21 protein-coding genes are annotated in these 19,717 nt (G+C 36.4%); 5 read left to right on the plus strand and 16 right to left on the minus strand.

Annotated features, from left to right (window positions below):
• Positions 1-129 precede the first annotated feature (129 nt).
• Positions 130-2,571, minus strand: a complete 2,442-nt coding sequence (locus tag A5866_RS05320) for a hydroxymethylglutaryl-CoA reductase, degradative (RefSeq protein WP_086444157.1) — start codon at positions 2,569-2,571, stop codon at positions 130-132.
• A 185-nt stretch (positions 2,572-2,756) separates the two neighbouring features.
• On the opposite strand from A5866_RS05320, the gene A5866_RS05325 reads away from it, so the two are divergent.
• Positions 2,757-3,917, plus strand: a complete 1,161-nt coding sequence (locus tag A5866_RS05325; RefSeq protein ID WP_086444156.1) for a hydroxymethylglutaryl-CoA synthase — start codon at positions 2,757-2,759, stop codon at positions 3,915-3,917.
• Positions 3,918-4,006: 89 nt separating this feature from the next.
• Here A5866_RS05325 and A5866_RS05330 read toward each other — a convergent pair whose 3' ends face one another.
• From A5866_RS05330 to A5866_RS05395, 14 genes are all read right to left on the minus strand, one after another.
• The gene (locus tag A5866_RS05330; RefSeq protein ID WP_086444155.1) at positions 4,007-5,080 is read right to left on the minus strand and encodes an ABC transporter substrate-binding protein; all 1,074 of its coding nucleotides are present in this window, start codon (positions 5,078-5,080) and stop codon (positions 4,007-4,009) included.
• Positions 5,077-5,913 carry an ABC transporter permease gene (locus A5866_RS05335; RefSeq protein ID WP_086278972.1) on the minus strand — a complete coding sequence of 279 codons (837 nt, stop codon included), beginning with the start codon at positions 5,911-5,913 and terminating at the stop codon, positions 5,077-5,079. The genes A5866_RS05330 and A5866_RS05335 overlap by 4 nt, the downstream gene beginning before the upstream one ends.
• Positions 5,910-6,719, minus strand: coding sequence for an ABC transporter permease (locus A5866_RS05340; protein WP_086278971.1), 810 nt, complete (start codon positions 6,717-6,719; stop codon positions 5,910-5,912). The genes A5866_RS05335 and A5866_RS05340 overlap by 4 nt, the downstream gene beginning before the upstream one ends.
• Before the next feature lie 13 nt (positions 6,720-6,732).
• The gene (locus tag A5866_RS05345; RefSeq protein WP_086278970.1) at positions 6,733-7,818 is read right to left on the minus strand and encodes an ABC transporter ATP-binding protein; all 1,086 of its coding nucleotides are present in this window, start codon (positions 7,816-7,818) and stop codon (positions 6,733-6,735) included.
• Positions 7,819-8,192: 374 nt separating this feature from the next.
• The gene (locus tag A5866_RS05350; protein WP_086444154.1) at positions 8,193-8,735 is read right to left on the minus strand and encodes a helix-turn-helix domain-containing protein; all 543 of its coding nucleotides are present in this window, start codon (positions 8,733-8,735) and stop codon (positions 8,193-8,195) included.
• 198 nt (positions 8,736-8,933) lie between these two features.
• Positions 8,934-9,452: an FUSC family protein gene (locus A5866_RS05355; RefSeq protein ID WP_086444153.1), complete on the minus strand. Its 519-nt coding sequence runs from the start codon at positions 9,450-9,452 to the stop codon at positions 8,934-8,936.
• 443 nt (positions 9,453-9,895) lie between these two features.
• The gene (locus A5866_RS05360) at positions 9,896-10,057 is read right to left on the minus strand and encodes a helix-turn-helix domain-containing protein (protein ID WP_176332550.1); all 162 of its coding nucleotides are present in this window, start codon (positions 10,055-10,057) and stop codon (positions 9,896-9,898) included.
• A 238-nt stretch (positions 10,058-10,295) separates the two neighbouring features.
• On the minus strand, positions 10,296-10,499 hold the full coding sequence (locus A5866_RS05365) for a hypothetical protein (protein WP_086444152.1): 204 nt from the start codon (positions 10,497-10,499) through the stop codon (positions 10,296-10,298).
• 224 nt (positions 10,500-10,723) lie between these two features.
• Positions 10,724-11,506: an SDR family NAD(P)-dependent oxidoreductase gene (locus tag A5866_RS05370; RefSeq protein ID WP_086444151.1), complete on the minus strand. Its 783-nt coding sequence runs from the start codon at positions 11,504-11,506 to the stop codon at positions 10,724-10,726.
• Complete coding sequence (locus tag A5866_RS05375; RefSeq protein WP_086444150.1) at positions 11,496-11,786, minus strand: hypothetical protein; 291 nt, start codon at positions 11,784-11,786, stop codon at positions 11,496-11,498. The genes A5866_RS05370 and A5866_RS05375 overlap by 11 nt, the downstream gene beginning before the upstream one ends.
• Before the next feature lie 6 nt (positions 11,787-11,792).
• Entirely contained in the window at positions 11,793-12,116 is a 324-nt protein-coding gene (locus tag A5866_RS05380) for a hypothetical protein (RefSeq protein ID WP_086444149.1), read from the minus strand.
• Entirely contained in the window at positions 12,113-13,267 is a 1,155-nt protein-coding gene (locus tag A5866_RS05385) for a thiolase family protein (RefSeq protein WP_086278962.1), read from the minus strand. The genes A5866_RS05380 and A5866_RS05385 overlap by 4 nt, the downstream gene beginning before the upstream one ends.
• Positions 13,257-14,600, minus strand: a complete 1,344-nt coding sequence (locus A5866_RS05390; protein ID WP_086444148.1) for an AMP-binding protein — start codon at positions 14,598-14,600, stop codon at positions 13,257-13,259. The genes A5866_RS05385 and A5866_RS05390 overlap by 11 nt, the downstream gene beginning before the upstream one ends.
• Positions 14,597-15,136 (minus strand): biotin transporter BioY, encoded by a 540-nt coding sequence (locus A5866_RS05395; protein ID WP_086444147.1) that lies wholly within the window; start codon positions 15,134-15,136, stop codon positions 14,597-14,599. Before A5866_RS05395 ends, A5866_RS05390 begins: the two co-directional genes overlap by 4 nt.
• A 209-nt stretch (positions 15,137-15,345) precedes the next feature.
• On the opposite strand from A5866_RS05395, the gene A5866_RS05400 reads away from it, so the two are divergent.
• The 4 genes from A5866_RS05400 to A5866_RS05415 are packed head-to-tail and all read left to right on the plus strand — an operon-like array spanning position 15,346 to position 18,324.
• Entirely contained in the window at positions 15,346-16,335 is a 990-nt protein-coding gene (locus tag A5866_RS05400; protein WP_086444146.1) for an oxidoreductase, read from the plus strand.
• 15 nt (positions 16,336-16,350) lie between these two features.
• On the plus strand, positions 16,351-17,118 hold the full coding sequence (gene coaB / locus A5866_RS05405) for a phosphopantothenate--cysteine ligase (RefSeq protein ID WP_086444145.1): 768 nt from the start codon (positions 16,351-16,353) through the stop codon (positions 17,116-17,118).
• Positions 17,119-17,120: 2 nt separating this feature from the next.
• Positions 17,121-17,663: a phosphopantothenoylcysteine decarboxylase gene (gene coaC / locus A5866_RS05410; RefSeq protein ID WP_086444144.1), complete on the plus strand. Its 543-nt coding sequence runs from the start codon at positions 17,121-17,123 to the stop codon at positions 17,661-17,663.
• Between the two features lie 16 nt (positions 17,664-17,679).
• The gene (locus tag A5866_RS05415; RefSeq protein ID WP_086278956.1) at positions 17,680-18,324 is read left to right on the plus strand and encodes an ECF transporter S component; all 645 of its coding nucleotides are present in this window, start codon (positions 17,680-17,682) and stop codon (positions 18,322-18,324) included.
• 32 nt (positions 18,325-18,356) lie between these two features.
• On the opposite strand, the gene A5866_RS05420 is transcribed toward A5866_RS05415, so the two are convergent.
• Positions 18,357-19,562, minus strand: a complete 1,206-nt coding sequence (locus A5866_RS05420) for an aminoacyltransferase (protein WP_086444143.1) — start codon at positions 19,560-19,562, stop codon at positions 18,357-18,359.
• Positions 19,563-19,717: the final 155 nt, after the last annotated feature.

Raw genomic sequence — 19,717 nt, forward strand, 5'->3', positions numbered from 1 at the left:
ATAAGTATGTTGGAAAATCTTGCACTTGACTCAAAAGATTGGAAAGTTTCGAAAAAAATTCACGTTTCAGTCAAAAAGAGAGCGATTTTGTTAAAAATAAGTAGCAATAGTAACATAACGCTTATTTTATTACTTTTCAGCCAATCTAACTTTTTTTAAAATCGCTCTAGCTATTTCCTGATTTAACGGCTTTTGATTTTCTAATAAAGCTGTTACTTTCCCTACTTCATCCCCAATAGCTCCAACAGTTAAAGCAAGTGAACGGCTTTGCATTGACATATGTCCTTTTTGAATCCCTTCTGTTACTAATGCTTTGAGAGCAGCTAAATTTTGGGCAAGCCCCAAGGCGGCTATAACTTCCATTAACAAAATTGCCGAATCAACTTTCAATATTTCTAAAGCAATTTTAGCTTTAGGCAACACATTCGTTGCCCCACCCACGGTTGCAATGGCTAACGGAACAGTCAGAGTCCCAACCAGCGTCTCTTCTTTCATGCTCCAACAGCTCAATCCACGATATTGGCCCTCTTTCACCGCATACGCATGACAAGCAGCTGCAATTGCTCTAGTATCGTTTCCTGTTGCTAAAACAACTGCATCAATACCATTCATAATGCCCTTATTGTGCGTTGCAGCTCGATAAGGATCAACTTTTGCTAGTTCAGAAGCCTGAACGATTTTCTCTGCTACCAATTTCCCGCTGATTTCGCCTTTGTTCAAAAGAGAAAAAGGAATCTCACAAGTTGCCGTTACCAATGACTCTGTTGAATAGTTACTTAAAATACTGAATAAAACTTTCTCGTTAGGAAGCGCTTGTTGCAAACGATTCGCCACCGCTTCTAGAATCGTATTGACAATATTGGCCCCCATAGCATCCTTGACATCAATGAATAAATCAAGTGATAGGAATTGAGATGCTGGTAAGCAGCGGATCGACATTTTTTCCAAGCCTCCTCCTCGCTTAATGATCGAAGGATAACTTTGACGTGCCGCTTCAAAAATCTCAGATTCTCTGCTTTCAATCAGCCGACGCAACTCATTTTCATCCTCAACATCATAAAAAACGATCTGTCCTCGCATTAAACGTTGGCTGACCGATGCTCTAAAACCACCTGCCATTTTTACTATCCTCGCGCCATTGCTAGCCGCTGCAATCACAGAAGGTTCTTCAGTTGCCATCGGAATAACGAATTCAGCATCATTGACCACGAAGTTTTGAGCTACTCCAAGCGGTATACTGATTTCGCTAATTTGATTTTCAATCAAGTTATTAGCGATATCCGCTGGTAGCGAAACTTCATATAATAGCTCATTTTTGCTCTCTCGATCAATTGTTCCACCATCTTCTAGTTTTTGTAGTCTTTCCTCACGAGATAACTGATAAAATTTCCGCTGTGTATCTTTCTCTGTTTGACATTCAATCAATAGGGCTAAGCCAAGCCCTCCACCTACACAAAGTGAAGCGATCCCATATTGCTTGCCTTCAGCTTTTAAACTATGAGCTAGTGTCGTAATGACCCGTGCACCAGAAGCGCCGATAGGATGCCCCAAAGCGATCCCCCCACCTTTAGTATTGACTTTATCCTCTGGTAACCCCAGCTCGTTGGTCACAGCGATCGATGTAGCTGCAAAAGCCTCATTGATTTCGAATAGATCAATATCACTGACTTTCAATTGATTATTCTCTAATAATTGACCAACGGCTTTTACTGGAGAAACACCCATGATAGACGGGTCAATCCCAATCTCGGTGCAATCTTTGATCGTCGCTAAATAAGGCAAGCCCTGCTCAATAGCATAGCTTTTTGAAGCTAAAATCAAGACAGCTGCACCATCGTTGATTGTTGAAGAATTACCTGCGGTTACCGTACCATTTTCTTCAAATGCTGGTTTTAATTTCTCTAAATGATCCAATGTTATCTCTGAAGAAATTCCTTCGTCCTCATCAATGACCTCACCTGATTCCAATCTTATAGGTAGTATTTCTTGAGCGAATAAACCTTCTTTTTGAGCTTTTGCTGCTTTAAGATGTGATTTCAATGCAAATTCATCTTGCACCACTCGACTAATCTTAAATTGTTTTGCGACCTTTTCAGCGGTAACACCCATTGGTTCTTGTGTAAATGCATCCTTAAGACCATCGTTCCACATACTAGAAGTTGATGTGTCATATGTATTTGTTTCAGCAAGATATTTTTTTATTTTCGGTGCTTGCGTCATACTTTCTACTCCGCCTGCAACAACAACCTCAGCTTTTCCTAATTGGATCAATTGTTCCGCTAAAATAACGGCTTTCATACCTGAACCACACACTTCATTGATTGTCATGGCTGGTATTGTTTCTGATAATCCTGCACCTAAAGCGATTTGCCTAGCTGGATTTTGTCCTAAACCTGCTTGCAGTACATTTCCAAAAATAACTTGTTTAATATCTTTGGTATTGATTTCATTTCTATCTATAATTTGTTTGACTACTGTTTTGCCTAACTCTACTGCCGAAACAGAACTTAAACTGCCTTTATACTTTCCAATCGGTGTACGTGCAGCGTCAATAATAACAACTTCTTTCAAAAAAGCACCCCCTCATGAGAATATAGCATTTTTATTCTATCAAAAGCAATTACTTTTATTAAATAGTAGAAAATTAAAAATTCTTTAACCATTCTTAAACTATGGCTTTTTTTTGACTACTTTTCTGCGGAAATATGGTACCTTATAATTGGAGCTTTTTTAAATTTGAAGGGAAGTAGATTTTTATGAATATTGGTATTGATAAGTTATCTTTTTATGTTCCGAATTTATATCTTGATATGACTGACCTTGCAAATGCCAGAGACACAGATCCTATGAAGTTTCATGTTGGTATTGGGCAAGACCAAATGGCGGTTAATCCTGTTAGTCAAGATATTATTACCTTTGGAGCAAATGCAGCGGCCGCAATTTTAAGCCAAGCTGATAAAGAACAAATCGACATGGTGATTGTTGGAACAGAATCTGGTTATGATTCTTCAAAAGCTGCGGCTGTAATCATTCACCATTTATTAGATATCCAGCCTTTTGCTCGCTCATTTGAGATAAAAGAAGCTTGCTACGGGGCTACAGCAGCAATAAAAATGGCAACAGATTATGTACGAAGTCATCCAGAGCGTAAAGTATTAGTGGTTGCCTCTGATTTATCTCGTTATGGTTTACATTCAGATGGTGAACCAACACAAGGAGCTGGTGCTGTTGCACTTTTAATCAGTAAAGATCCTCGTGTGTTAGTCTTAGAAAATGATAGTGTATTTTTTACAAATGATATTTATGATTTCTGGCGACCTGTTTATGAAGAGTTTCCTTTGGTAGATGGTCCTTTATCTAATGAAACCTATCTTCAATCTTTTGCTACCGTTTGGGCGCAGCATAAACAGCAAACTGGGTTGGCTTTAGAAGATTATGCTGCTCTTTGCTTCCATATTCCTTATACAAAAATAGGAAAAAAAGCTCTATTGAGCATTGCTGAAGAAACTGATGAAAAAACACTCGAACGACTTATGGCTCAATATGAAGAAAGTATTACTTATAGTCGACGAGTTGGTAACTTATATACTGGTTCATTATATTTAGGGTTGATTTCTTTATTAGAAAATAGTTCTTCCTTAGAAGCAGGTTCAAAAATTGGTTTATTCAGTTATGGATCTGGTGCTGTCAGTGAATTTTTCTCTGGTTATTTAGTAGAAGGGTATCAAAATCAGTTACACAGCGTAGAACATCAAGAGCTTCTTGATAATCGCAAGCAGCTTTCTATAGAAGACTATGAAAACGTCTTTAGCGTAAGTTTACCGAATGACGGCCAATCTGTCTCTTTTGCAGATTCTGTCCCTTATTCGATTGAAAAAGCGGAGAATCATATTCGTTATTATCGTACAGATAAATAAAATAAAATAACTGAGCCGTAGCTATATAAGTTACGGCTCAGTTATTTAGTTTGGTCTAAAATAGTTTTATTATATTTCCATTTGGTTTGCTATTTCCGATACATCTTAAACTCCAAAAACAAGTCATTATAAATCCCCAAATATTTTGCCCCTAGGTCCTCATAAACCTCCAGATGTTTGATAACTTCATCATTAGGATAAAATTGTTCATCGCTAGAGATTTCTTCTGGCAATAGTTTTTCAGCTATTTTATTAGGTGTAGAATAACCAATGTACTCAGCATTTTGAGCTGCATTTTCAGGTCGTAGCATAAAGTTGATAAAATCATATGAGCCTTTAATGTTTTTAGCAGTTTTAGGAATCACAATATTGTCAAACCACAAATTTGATCCTTCTGCTGGAATGACATAATGCAGATGTTCATTGCTCACAAGCATTTCAGCAGCTTCACCTGAAAACGTCACAGCTACTGCGCTTTCTTCATTGATCATATACATTTTGATTTCATCCGCTACGATCGCTTTTACATTTGTGGTCAATTTATTTAGTTTATCCGTTGCAGCTCTTAACTCTTGATTGTTCTTGCTGTTCAAAGAATAGCCCAAGCTATTCAATGATAATCCTAATACTTCTCGTGCACCATCAATCAGCATCACATTATCTTTTAATTCTGGTTTCCATAAATCATCCCAGTGCTTGATCTCATCTTTACCAATGAATTTGTCATTATAGATGATGCCTAACGTCCCCCAGAAATAAGGAATCGAGTATTTATTTTGCGGATCAAAATCTAAATTCAAAAAGCGTTCGTCGATATTTCCTAAGCCTTCCAGCTTCTTATGATCAATTGGTAATAACATTTTTTCTTTCATCATTTTTTGAATCATATATTCTGAAGGAATCGTAATATCATAAGCGGTCCCACCTTGCTGGATCTTGGTGAACATGGCTTCATTTGAATCGAATGTTTCATAATTGACCTTGTATCCTGACTCTTTTTCAAATTTACGCAACAAATCAGGATCAATATAATCGCCCCAATTATAAATCGTCAATGTATCAGCACCAGCCATGCCACTTGCTTTTTCAAGTTGCTGTACACCTAAAAATAAAATCAATATAATCACTAAAATACCAATAAACAAAGATTGTAGTTTTTTCATTTAAGGTTTGCCACCTCACTTTGTTCTCGACGCAGTTTTTTGATTCGTTTTGATGTATTATCTTGGCTGATAAAATAATAACCAATCACTAAAATCATCGAGAAGATAAATACCAATGCACTCAAAGCATTGATTTCCAAACTAATTCCTTGTCTTGCTCTAGAATAAATTTCAACTGATAATGTGGAGAAGCCATTTCCTGTAACGAAAAAGGTCACGGCAAAATCATCAAGTGAGTAGGTAAACGCCATAAAATAGCCAGCGATGATACCTGGCGCTAAAAATGGTAAGATAATATTTTTGATCACCTGAAAGTTATTTGCACCTAAATCGCGAGCTGCGTCGACCATAGAATCGTTCATCTCTTGAAGTTTCGGCAAAACCATCAACACAACGATTGGGATACTAAAAGCGATATGAGATAATAAAACACTAGTAAAGCCTAAGCTAATAAATCCAACTGCTGTGAAAAAAATCAAAAAACTAGCACCAATAATAACATCTGGTGAAACAAGTAAAATATTATTAAAGCTCATTAGTGTTGTTCTCGTTTTTCTTTTCTTCGTATAATAGATAGCCATTGCACCAAACGTACCGATCATCGTTGCTAGCAGAGCTGATAAGAAGGCCAATAAGAATGTATTCAGCACAATGATCAACAAACGAGTATCTTCAAAAACGGCTGTATAGTTATCCAGTGTAAATCCAGTAAAGGTATTCATCGTATCTGTATCATTGAATGAATAGAAAATCAGGTAAAAAATTGGTGCATACAATAAAGCAAAAACGATGATCAGATAAAGATAGGACCATTTAAATTTTTTCTTTGTCATTTCACTCGCCCCTTTTTCTTCTTCTCACCCGTTAATAGCATTACGACGAACATAGCTACGATCAAAATCACACCAATTGTTGATCCCATGCCCCAATTTTGTGTGACCATAAAGTGCTCTTCAATCGCTGTTCCAAGTGTGATCACTCGATTTCCGCCAATCAAACGAGTTAGCATGAATAATGAAAGTGACGGAATAAAAACAGCTTGAACCCCACTTTTCACGCCATTCAAAGATAGAGGAAAAATCACCCGCTGAAACGTCTCAATACTATTCGCTCCTAAATCACGACTAGCACTGATCAAGGAAGGATTCAGCTCTTCCAAAGCATTGAAAATCGGCAAAATCATAAAGGGTATTTCAATATATGTCGCGACAAACAAAAAACTAAAATCGGTAAATAAAATCTGATGCGCTCCAATTCCAATAAAGCTTAGAAACTGATTAATATTCCCATGAATGCTAAAAATCCCGATAAACGCATAGGCTTTTAGTAACAAATTGACCCAAGTTGGTAAAATTACTAACATCAACCATAATTGTTTATGTTTTAACTTAGTCAAAAAATAGGCTGTAGGATAGCTGATCAACAACGTAAATAATGTAATCAAAAAAGCATACCAAACAGAATTTAGTGTCATACTCAAGTAGGTTCCAGAAGTAAAGTAAGTTTGATAATTTCCCAAAGTGAAGTGTCCATTCATATCAAAAAAAGATTGGTAAATGATCATCAAAACCGGAGCAATCACAAATAATAATAGCCACATCATATAAGGAATTGAATAAATCCGACGCATTGTTTTCATTATTCTTCCCCCCCTATTCTTCGTAGCTTTCTAAACGAGCATCAAATTCTTCCTCAGATTCATTGAAGCGCATTACGTGAATATCTTCTGGTTCAAAAAAGAGTCCAACCTTGGCACCTTCTGTGGCTTTCCTAGTTGAATGAACCATCCACTCATTATGGTCTTCATCGTGACAAATAATCTCATAATGAACGCCACGAAACAACTGTGTATCAACTGTTACAACTAGTTTACCTTTATCCGCTGTAGTAATCGTTAAGTCTTCTGGACGTAACACGATTTCAACAGCTTCATTTTGACGCATACCGCCATCTACACATTCAAAGCGTTTGCCGACAAATTCAACGAGATTATCTTCAATCATCGTACCGTTAACAATATTACTTTCTCCTACAAAATCAGCCACAAAATGATTGATCGGCTCATCATAAATATCGACAGGCGTTCCACTTTGCACAATATGCCCTTTGTTCATCACAAAGATCTCATCACTCATAGCCAAAGCTTCTTCTTGATCGTGAGTCACAAAAATAAAGGTAATACCTAAACGTTGTTGTAAATCACGAAGTTCATATTGCATATCTGTCCGTAATTTTAAATCTAAAGCCGACAATGGTTCATCTAATAATAAAACCTTTGGCTCATTGACGATGGCACGTGCGATGGCTACGCGTTGACGCTGACCACCTGACATTTCACTGATTTCACGGACCTCATAACCAGGCAATTGCACCATCCGTAACGCATCTTTGACTTTTTTTTCAATTTCTTTCTTGGGTATCTTTTTGATTTTCAAACCGAATGCTACATTATCAAAGACATTCATATGGGGAAACAAAGCATAATCTTGAAAAACCGTATTGACCTGACGCTTATTTGCTGGAATATCATTGATTCGTTGCCCATCAAAATAAATATCCCCCTCAGTAGCATCGACAAAACCTGCTAAAATACGTAAAATCGTGGTTTTCCCACAACCAGAAGGCCCTAAAAGAGTATAAAATTTCCCTTGTTCAATCTCAAAACTAACATTTTTTAATACTTTTTCATCATCATATTCTTTCACAACATTTTCAAACGTAATAATATTTTTTTTCACTCGTTAATGCCTCCTATTAATAAAAGTGAAGCGGGCTCGTTTAGTCTCGACTGAAAAATAGGAACTTATAACTGAGGTGTTCTTTGCCTCATTTATAATTTATCTTTTTTCCGAGAGACTAGTCCACGTACCTAGATAAATTTAAAAGCTGAAAGAGCTCGTTTAGCCTTGACAGGAAAATAGGAATAAATAACTGAGGTGCTTTTTACCTCATTTATTTTTTATCTTTTTCCCGAAAGGCTAGCTCTTGAAGCTAGATAATGCATGGTAAAAACGTTTAGCTCCGACAGAAAAATAGGAAAATGGGAGGGTGCACTTTATGCCACAATCAGATTTTATCTTTTTCCCGAAAAGCTAGCCCTTAAAGCCAGATACTATAAATAAGATTCCGTAGCCACAATCAATACGCAACTTTTTCCTTTTGAATGATTGATTAACTGATGTGGTTCTGTCGCTTGATAATACATGGCTTCCCCTTTTTTAGCAGAATAAGTTGTTTCACCTAAGATTAAAGAAACAGAACCGTCAATCACATAGATAAATGTCTCAGATAAAGAAGGTTCAAATGTTTTATATTCACCATTCTTATCAAAAGTCAGTAAAACTGGCTCCATTTCTTTTTCATTCGATTCGGGAATCAGCCACTTCAACTCATAACCATTTTCTTCATCGTAATAAAGTGTACTATCTTCATTTCTATAAAGAATTTTTTGTGCCAAGGTTCGTTCACTAAAAAATTGTTCTGGTGTGATCCCTAAAACTTCGAGAATATTAAAGAACGTTTCCATCGAGGGCGAACTTAAATCACGTTCTAACTGAGAAATATAGCCTTTCGTTAAATCAGTTCGCTCACCTAATTCTTCTTGTGTTAAGTTTTTCTGCACTCGTAAATTACGGAGCTTCTCACCAATCTCCATTGTCCCAACTCTTTTCTATTTTTTAACTCTCTATAAGTTTGCTAATACTAAACTACAAGTTTAATTTTACTTTTTCTAGTATACGAATTTTTCAAAAAATAGCAACTAATTTTAATAAAAAATTTTCATTTTTTAGCATCATCTTATTCTTTTATGCTAACACTGATTGGATTATTTTAACAAAATAAAAAGTGTCTGTTAATCAGACACTTCTTCACTCTTACTAGTTCTTATAAATCTTTTTTTACCAACTTTGCATGGAATTACGTAATTCACCAACAACGCAATCCCCATACCGATGAAGCTATCAACAACTCTTGCAAATGCATAACCATATGATTGATTAGCTGGGATCATAAAAACGATCGTCAACAGTGTTGCACACGCTCCAACTGTTCCTTCGTGATACCCTAAGCTAGCCAATAATGCAATCATCAGTGTAATAATTACTGGAATAAAAATCAGCTGTACTAATTCTGTCCTCCCCAGCCAATTAAATATTGCAATCACTGCTATAGACATGATTGCACCCATTACATTCCCAATAATACGATGCTTGCCGTATCTCAAGGTATTTTCCATATCTTCTCTCAAAGTGAAGACGGTTGTGATTGCAGCAACTACATAGGTTTCTCGTTTTAACAAAATACTGACTAAAATACAAAAAAAGACACTTAACCCTGTTTTAAATGTTCGCATACCGATCTTAAATTTCAACAAACTAAATTCCTTTCAAACTTGATCATAGAATGAGGGCTCTCAATGCCTTACTTTAGTTGACCAATTCAACTAAGTAAAGACTACTCTTTCTCATTTTACCCTATTTCGGCTTAAGTATCATCCTAAAATCCAAAAGAGTTCTCACATTATTTTATGAACTATCTGTTTAAATCATTACGATCAGATAAACAAGTTCTACTAGGAATCATTTTTTATTTAGTGTAATCAACCTTATTCATAACAGGTATACCCGGATGTGTAGCAATAAACGTATTAATCACCTGTTCTTATTCCTCAGACGTATAAAAAACACCTAAAAACAAGGCTTCAGACTCTTCGACTTCTTGTTTTGTCAGTTTTTCAGAGCTAGTCCCCATAAAACCATTCCGCATTCTGTACAGATATTTTTTTCCATATCATAACTCTCCTATTAGTTGGTTTTACAAGTCGTTCATTTTTCGCCACATTCTTAACGTTGTTGGCGATGTATTAAAAAGAGCTGCAATTTTCTTTTGATTGTAGCCTTTTGTCTTATAATATAAATATTCTTTTCGCGTAATAGTTGGTTTTGGAAAATTCTTTTTAATATCTGGTTCAATCAAGACTTCTCTCAAGCTTTCAATTTGTTGCGTAATATTTTTCTTTGTTCCCAGTCTGGATATGTATCGATCAATGCAATAATTCTTAATCGCACCATGCGTTGCTCTTGTTTTTTCTTATGATCCATCACAGATTGTGCCTCTTTTCTGTTTACTGATAATTATTTATTCATTACGTAGTGTATATAATCCTGCCAAAGTTGATCGACCGCTTCTTTTTCATTTTTTTCGATTGTGAGATTTAATATCGGGTTATTAGATATGATATTGGTGAACTCATACTTGTCAGCTTTTCTTTAGCATGACATAAATTGATTTTAGTCATGCTAGTATTCGTTGGATATTTAATCGATACGTCCCGCTTTTTAATGACTTCTATCACTTTTGCAGCGTCACTTTCTTGCTCGATCACGGCTGAATATTTTTTATAAATGTATTCCTTCATACTATGTTTGTCCTTCCTTTTCTATTTTTAGTGATTTATTTTTACAAGGTTTAAAGGATTCATTTATGTAAAAAAAATTCTCTTACTGTTCTTTTGTTTTTTTATTATGTTATTTTACTAAGTATACAGGATGACTCGGCTTGATCTTTCCCATTAAGTAGTGAATCTGCAACTACTTTTTGTCTAAATAAATCAATTGAGGTCAGAACAGTAGTCACAACTAGTTATGGTGTAAGATCAAATAAACTGCTAGACGGCTCTTCATATAAAACAATTTGGTTACCATTAATGCCAAAAACCTTCCCTGTTAGTGCTCCATGCATTTGGCTTAATTTATATGCTGTATCAGCTAAAGCTTCACTTGTTCCTATTTGCCAATAATCTGGAAGAGGCTGATTTTTCTTATTATATTTTTTCGCTATTTTATTCATTACTGGCATTGTCATGTCGGTCAAAGCTGCTGGCGCAATGGCATTCACTTGAATGCCGTACTTCTTTCCTTCAAGTGCTAAAGACTTTGAAAAACCAATGATCGCAGCTTTACTTGCACTGTAATTGGTTTGACCAAAAACACCGTAAATTCCTGCCGTTGAAGTCATCATGTAAATTTTTTTAGAACCAGATTGTTGCATCATCTGCTTAAAAACAGCCTGCGACAAAGTGAATAAGGAACTTATATTGGTGCTAAGTACTTTTTCCCACTGATTATCTGTCATTTTACTAAACGTGATATCTTCACAAATACCACTATTCAAAAAAAGATAATCAATTCGACCAAATTTTTTTATCGTATCGGTAACAAAAGCTAGTGAATCTTGTTTATTATTGATATCGACGGTTCGCAAAAAAAGACGGTTTTCTTCAGGATATGCTTGTCGCAAAAGTGACACATTTTTAGCATTACTTGAAAATGAAGCAACGATGAACTGCTTCTGCAGAAATTTATCAACCAGAGATCGACCGATTCCGCGTGTACCTCCTGTAATCAAGACAACTTTATTTACCATTAATTTTCCCCTTTCCAAGACATTTCACACCATAAAAAAGTTCAAAGTTACCATCTGTAGCAATCACTAAGCTAGCCGTTTGGTTGATTATCAACGGTTGGAGTAAGTGATATTCAAAGCTAGTTACCTCATTAAGGTTCAACCATTCTTTTAAGTATCCTTCAATGCGTGCCATTAGTTGGATACCATACACAACACCTGTCTCATGAACTGGATTTTTATCTTGAGAAATACCTTGATAAGCAACTAAATCATCCTTTGTAAATCGAATTTCTTTCAATAATAATCACCTCACATAAAGATCGCTTTCACAAATTGCCATGACTTGCTTTTCATAAAAAAATAGTAGAGTGTACGTCCAGCATTCACCATACGGTTTCTGTTTGATTTCTGTTCGTTGTAACGCACACTCATACTCTTGGTTTACTGTTAACTTTTTGTCTATTTGGATGTTTTGCCTCACTAATAGATACTCTTTGTCATGTAGTTCAGGTGTTGAAAAAGCTTGCCAAAAAACTAATAGATACGCTTTAGGCCAATCTGTGCCTATATAACCAACAACTTTTTTATACTGTTCAATTGCCTTTTCTTCGATAAAGATTTTTGTCATGCGATCACCTTCTTAATCAAAACCGCCGTTCCTTGCCCACCACCAACACACATCGCAGCAATACCATAGCGAAAAGACTCATGCTGTTTTAATTCCGTCATCAACCTTCTAACTAAGATTGCACCTGTCGCACCAAAGGGATGTCCATAACTAATTGCCCCACCTGAAACGTTGAGTTTTTCCTTAGGCCAATTCGTTTCAGCTAAACAAGTCAACATTTGAGCTGCAAAGGCTTCATTGACTTCCAAGCGATCAATTTGCGCCATAGTGATGCCAAAACGGGCCATTAACTTCTGAATTGCAACGACTGGTCCTAACCCAAAATCAATTGGTGCTATCCCAATTGATACACCTCCAACTAATTCAAATTCTGGTTTTATATCATGTTGTTGGCAAAAAAGGCCACTTGCCAATAGACTCAGCGCCGCACCATCATTTAATGGACAGCAATTACCTGCTGTAATCGATCCGTCAGCTGAGAACTCTGGAGCAAGCTTCTTTAATTTTTCAATTGATGTCTCTTTTCGTGGACACTCATCTTCTGTTATATCTTCATATGGTATTATTTCCTCTGTAAAAATAGCCTCCACTTTAGCTGACTGATATCTTTTTTGGCTGAGAAGAGCGTATTGGTCCTGCATTTCTCTGGAAATAGTGTATTTTTCAGCTAGAATTTCACAAGCAATACCAAGATCTGGATCACCAAAAGAACCTGCTGATAGGCTTTGACGTTTCAACATTCTTGGCGGCACACCGTATAATCTTTTGGGACGTTCAATTTGCCATGGCGCTCGACTAGTACTTTCAGCCCCGCCACACACAATAAGCTGACAATCCTGGCTGATCAATTTAGCTCTGGCAACAATAAAAGCTTCTAAACCTGAGGCACATTGCCTATCAATGGTGAAAGCCGGAGTTTCCTCGTTCAATCCGCCTAATAAAGCTATTTTACGTGCAACATTTCCACCTCCTGCTATGATATTCCCAATGATAACTTCATCAACAAACGGTTTTATTTCAACATTACGGTCCATTAATTTTTCCAATAATACTGCGCCTAATTCTTCTGCAGTTGCTTGTGCCAAGGCTCCACCATACTTTCCTATTGGCAAACGAGCACTATCAATGATATAGATTTTTTCAGTTTGCATTTGGCCGCTCCTCTGTGATCTTATTTAGTGAAAAGGTCGCTCGTTTGCCGCTAGGGTTTACCTTAAACGTTTGACGGTCAACGATTTCATCAATTTTCCCTTTAAAAATGAGTTCTTTGTCTAAGTATGCATTAAGCCGCTCTACATTCAATTTTTGCGACCGCCAACTAATCATTGCAATGACTTTTTGCCCAAGTATTTCATCGGGTGCACTGACAATCTTTATGTCCTCAATTTCAGCTCGTTTTCTTAAAGTCGTTTCTAATATAAAGGGAATAATTTTTTCCCCACCTCGATTGATTCGTTCATCGACTCGTCCAAAATAGTATAATCTTTCTTGAATCCTCCCGAGATCTCCTGTTTTTATAAATGAATCAGGTTGCTGGATCCTTTCTTTACCATAATACCCTTGAAAGTTTAGTGGACTTTCCACAGTAATTTCACCAATGCCATAATCATCAGGATTTAAGATTTTAACCTTCACACCTGTAAACAACTTGCCTAATTCATTTATATCTGGGTTCTTTTTTTGATTGATTGCAATAAAGCTAGTTTCAGAACTTCCATAGAAATCTGACAACTTAGCATTAGGAAAAAAGGTAAAAAAATCACTTCTAAGAGTATGATCAATATATTCGCCTGATAAGATCACATGAAAGTAACTGGAATTCGTGCCTTTTTCTTTCTTAAAAAAATCTCGGAAAAATGTCGGAACACCAAAAATTTGTAAGTTGGAATATCTATCAATTCTCTTAAATAACTCAGCTAGATTTTTTGGCTTAAGTAAAAAGGTTTTTCCTAAATACAGAGCGTTCAACAATGCAAATAAACCCAATGTGTAATTTAGCGGAGACAAACAAGCCACATAAGCTCCTGCTTCCATCCATTGTTCCTTGTCTAACCCTTGAAAGCTTTTTATCCAACTTTCATGGTTTCTAACAAAACCTTTGGGTGCTCCTGTTGTTCCAGAAGTAAAACCAACAAAAAGAGTGTCGTCAGGAAGTTCAGTCGTAATAGTTGGATTCGTGAATCTTTTTGTTGTTCCACCAAAATAGACTGCTGCTTTAAATTGATCAGCAATCGTCGCTATTTTTATTGCAGAAGGCGTTTCTTCTAAGGGAACAAAGATTTTTTGGGATCTTAGACAGGCAAAAAGTGTGGCTACCGTCTCAAGGTCACGTTTTAAAGGTAGTAAGACGATGTGCTCTTGGATCAATCGAAGCTCTTTTGTCTTTTTAACTATTGCTTGTTCTAGTTCTCCATAACATATTGACCTATCGTCGATCATCAGGGCTATTTGCTCTTTTGACCCTTGCCATATATCGATCCTCATTTTTTATCCTCCCGAAAAGTATAATCCCTTAAACGCAAAGTGATCCAAGTTGCTACAATTGCTTTAAGCGTATCGACCGGTAGAAAGAAAGCAGCTATTTTAAGCCCTGAAAACCAAGAGGTCTGACTAAAATAAGCTAATGAGAAACTGCCACAAAAATCAATGATAAATGCTCCTCCAATCAAGTAAATCAGAAAAACAGTCCAGAAATTTAATTTTTTAACTTTTTCAAACATAAAACCAATCGTAAATGCAGAAAAAAGATAGCCAATTAAAAATCCTGTACTTGGACCGTAAAAAACTGCTGGGCCGCCTCGTCCTCCTGATAAAAGGGGGAATCCTACTAAAACTAACAGTAGAAAGCTCCCAACAGTCAAGGTTCCCCAACGTTTACCTAAAAATCCTCCTGCTAACATAATCATCATATTTTGCAAAACAATTGGTACGCCGATTCCAGGAATCGGAATTGCTATAAACCCTGAAACAATAATCAATGCTAGAAATAGCGCTATCTTAGTCAGTACTTTTGTCTTCATTTGAAGTCCCCCTCCAATTGTAAACCTATTTTAAAACAAGGTTAACAATAGTAAACCAAAAAAAATTATATTTGGCAAGAACTTTTTGTTTCTCCCTTCATTCTTTTCACCCAAAAAAAAGTTTAAGTCGATTTTACCAAAGAAAAAAAACAGAATATGGTATGATAGTAACAATCAAATAAACATCTAAATAAAGGAGGTTAGCTACAGTGAAATTTTCAGCACTAAAAATTAATAAACACGAGGAAAATATTGCTCTAAACATAGAAGAAACAACGATTGATGCACTATCTCAAGGTGAAGTGGTCATTCAAGTTGCTTATTCTTCCGTCAATTATAAGGATTCACTTGCCGTAAAACAAAATGGTGGTGTCATTCGTACGTATCCGATGATTCCCGGAATCGATTTAAGTGGGACTGTTTTGTCCTCTCAAGACGATCGCTTTAAAAAATCTGATAAGGTTCTCGTAACAGGTTATGGATTAGGCGTTACACACACAGGAGGTTTTGCCCAAATCGCTCGAGTCCCAGCAGAATGGGTCATTCCTTTACCAGATAATCTGAGTTTAAAAGAAGCTATGCTTTTCGGTACTGCCGGATTTACGGCAGCCTTATCAATTCAAGCTCTTGAACAACATGGATTACCTCAAAATAAAGAAGCCACAATTTTAGTTACTGGGGCTTCTGGCGGTGTAGGATCTTTAGCAATTGCAATGTTGAAAAAATTAGGTTATGGGAATATCATTGCCTTAAGTCGAAAAAAAACAGTTACTGATTCCTTGAAAAAAATCGGAGCAACTAAAGTTCTTTTACTAGATGAATTTATTCCTGAAAAAATTAAACCCTTAGCAAAACAAGCGATTGATTTTGCTATCGATACTGTTGGCGGCGAGGTTACTTGTGCCCTTTTATCCCAACTTAGTTATGGTGGTAGTATTGCGATTTGCGGAAATGCAGCAGGAATTAAGTTAAACACAACTGTGTTACCCTTTATTCTAAGAGGAACAAATTTATTAGGGATTGACTCAGTCAACGTGCCAATGAATCAACGAGTAGCTATTTGGCAACGTCTAGCAACTGATTTAAATGTAAGTCAACAGGCGCTAACGAATGAGATTTCTTTAGAAGAACTTTCAACGATTTTTGACCAATTACAATCTGGTACTCATCATGGTCGTACTATCGTCAAAATGAAGTAAAGGAGCATCACATAAATGAATATTTTAATTACAGCAGGTGGAACTTCAGAAAAGATTGATAATGTCCGTTCCATCACGAATCATTCGACAGGACGTTTGGGAAAAGAAATCAGTGAACACTTTTTAGCTAACGGTCATCACTTAACTTATGTAACAACTCCTCAAGCTGTCAGACCAAAAGCAGAAGAAAATTTGACCCTTATTGAAATCGAAACAACAAAAGACTTAGAATCAGCTTTGCTTGAACAATTTAAGCAGCAGTCGTTCGACGGAATCATTCATAGCATGGCTGTCAGTGATTTTACAACTGAAACAACTATGTCAGAAGAGACCTTTATTGAAAAACTGGCTACTACACTAGCAAAACAGCCTACTTTATCCGATTTAACTAAATTAACTGAAGCTCTTTACCTTAGTCTGGATGAAATTGGTAAAACTAGCCAACAAGAAAAAAAAATCCCTTCCGGAACTGATCGCCTCTTGCTTTTTTTGAAGAAAAACCCTAAAATAATTGCAATGCTGAAGGAACAACAGCCACAGGCAATTCTTGTTGGATTTAAGTTGTTGGTCGGCGTTTCCAAAGAAGAACTGATACATGTGGGACAATCAATTTTAGCAAAAAATAATTGTGACTTCGTATTAGCAAATGATCTTGAAGAGATTCATGGAGACCAACATAAAGGGATCTTGATTGACGCACAAGGTCGAACCGAAACAGCTCAGACTAAAAATGAGATCGCTCAACTGATCGTAAACAAAGTTGAAGAAAAATGGAGGAACTAATGATGAAAAACATACTGTTAGGAATTTCCGGCAGTATCTCTGCTTATAAAGCTGCAGATATAACTAGTCAACTCACGAAATTAGGGTATAACGTTGACGTCATTATGACAACGAATAGTACCAAATTCATCACACCATTGACGTTGCAATCACTATCTAAAAATCCGGTCCATACCGATGTTATGGAAGAAATTGCACCAGATAAGATCAATCATATTGAATTAGCCAAAAAAGCAGATCTTTTTTTACTCGCTCCAGCTTCTGCTAATATTCTAGCCAAATTGGCAAACGGAATTGCAGATGACATGCTTTCAACTGTTGCCTTAGCTTTAAAAGAAGAAATTCCGAAGTTTATCGCCCCTGCGATGAATACGTATATGTACCAAAACCCAATCACACAACGGAATTTGACGATGCTGAAAGAAGTTGGGTATCATGAAATTGATCCCCGTGAAGCATTATTAGCTTGTGGTGATTTTGGGCGTGGCGCTCTGGCAACCGTTGAGGAGATTGTTGCGACGATCAATGAAGTTTTAGCGAAATAATTTTGAGGAGTCATTTATGAAAAATACAAAAACATTTACCTTAACCGCTATGTTTTTAGCAATCTTGATTTTGTTATCCGCCGTTCCTTTTTTAGGGTTTATCCCAATTGGACCTATCAATGCAACCACTATGCACATTCCTGTGATTATAGCTTCTATTGTTTTAGGTCCAAAAATTGGTGCGTTTTTAGGCGGTGTCTTCGGCATCATCAGTATGATTCGCAGTACGATTGTACTATCTCCGTTGTCGTTTATTTTCTCACCATTTATTCCTGTGATCGGAACAGATCAAGGAAGCTGGAAAGCGATTATTGTAGCGATGGTCCCAAGAATTTTAATCGGTATCGTACCTTATTTTGTCTTTATCGGTCTTAAAAAACTAACAAAAAATAAACCGAGCTCTCAACCAGTCAGTTTATTCATCGCAGGCTTCCTAGGATCAGCTACTAATACGATTCTTGTAATGAACTTGATTTATTTTCTATTTAAAGATTCTTATGCACAAAGTATCGGCGTTAGTGGCGCGGCCATTTATACTGGTATTTTGACCGTTATCTTTACTAGTGGTGTTGTTGAAGCAATCGTTGCAGCAGTTGCGACTGTTGGGGTCGCTTCAGTATTATTACGTTTAGTGAAAAGGAATGCTACGCAGAAATTATAAAAAGATTGAGGCAGCTAATCCTGCCCCAATCTTTATTTTTTTTGTTTTTTCAATTTATAAGCATATTCACTCGCTTTAAATAGCAAGCCATTAACTGGCAAATCAAATTCACCTATAAATTCATTTACGGTTGGGTTAAAGTTCGCTTTAAACTTGATCAAGCCATCACTCAAGCTACCTTCTAAGCCACCCATATTGCAAGACGTACAGCCTCTTTCAAAACATTCACTGATTGCGTCAAACCAGGTTAGATATGCAGGCATATAGCGCTTGTAGCGATCGTCCATCCCTGCATACAAAATCTCACTAGTTGACCCAAAGGTAATCGCTAAGGCTCCAGCAACCACTGCAACATCACCGGAATGGGCGATATTTTCTTCCAATTCTGTCATTTCACGCGTTAGAGAAAAATCAAGTTCTTCTAAATTATGACGTTTCTTGACTTGATTTTCTTTTAAATTCGCTAGATCCTCTTTGTTTTTATCAAAGCGTTTCTTAGTTTCTTCAAAACGTTCTTTTAAATTTACTTCTGCTAACATGATAAATGAATTCTCTGGATAGATCGTTAATAGTTTTTCAAAATAGTCACTATTTCTCAATGAAATATTTTGACGCTCCGTCGTCAATTCAATCACTTTAGCAAAATCATCCACTAATTCAGTATGCCCCTTTTTAACCGTAACACCTTTTTTCAGGGCTTGTTTCATCATTTTTTTTGTGCTTTTTGATAGTTGTTCTTCGCTGAAATCTTCTTTGTATATATTTGCTTGAAAACGGGGTTGGATCGTCGCATCCATCGCCATCGTCAAGCCTTGGTGTTTCGCTCCACTTGCGACGATATTATCAATGACTGATTGTGCCATTGGATCAATTGTTTGTTCTTCCCCAAGATGAAAATCTTTATAATGAACCGTTGGATCCATTTTTACGAATAAAGCGCGTTTTTGCTTACCGAACTGCTTTAGCTCTTTTAAAAAGAATGCAACTAGTTCTGAATTTGTATAATCCATGATTGGTCCACGTGGTGTATAAAGCATCGAAAATTTCATTGGTAGTGGTCTGATCAATACCAAGCTAGAGGCAACCAGGGTATCATTTTCGTAAACTCCGACAATTTCTGAGCCCCAATTATCTTTTACTTTTGCCCATGCAGATGACTGTAATAAATTGCATAAGGGATGGTTTTTCACAAATTTATCGTGTTCTTTGGCATCAACGCCAATTTTAAATTCAAACATTATAAAAAAACTCCTCTACATTTTAGCTTCTGTATTACCATATCATAATTTATTGTACAGGAACAGTAAAGTTTTTCATGAAATTGGTTAAAAAATAATAAGAGGTGTTTTCTAGACTATTTTTTAGTCTAGAAAGCACCTCTTATTATTTTCTA

This window comes from Enterococcus sp. 12C11_DIV0727 (assembly GCF_002148425.2).
Taxonomy (GTDB): domain Bacteria; phylum Bacillota; class Bacilli; order Lactobacillales; family Enterococcaceae; genus Enterococcus_L; species Enterococcus_L lemimoniae.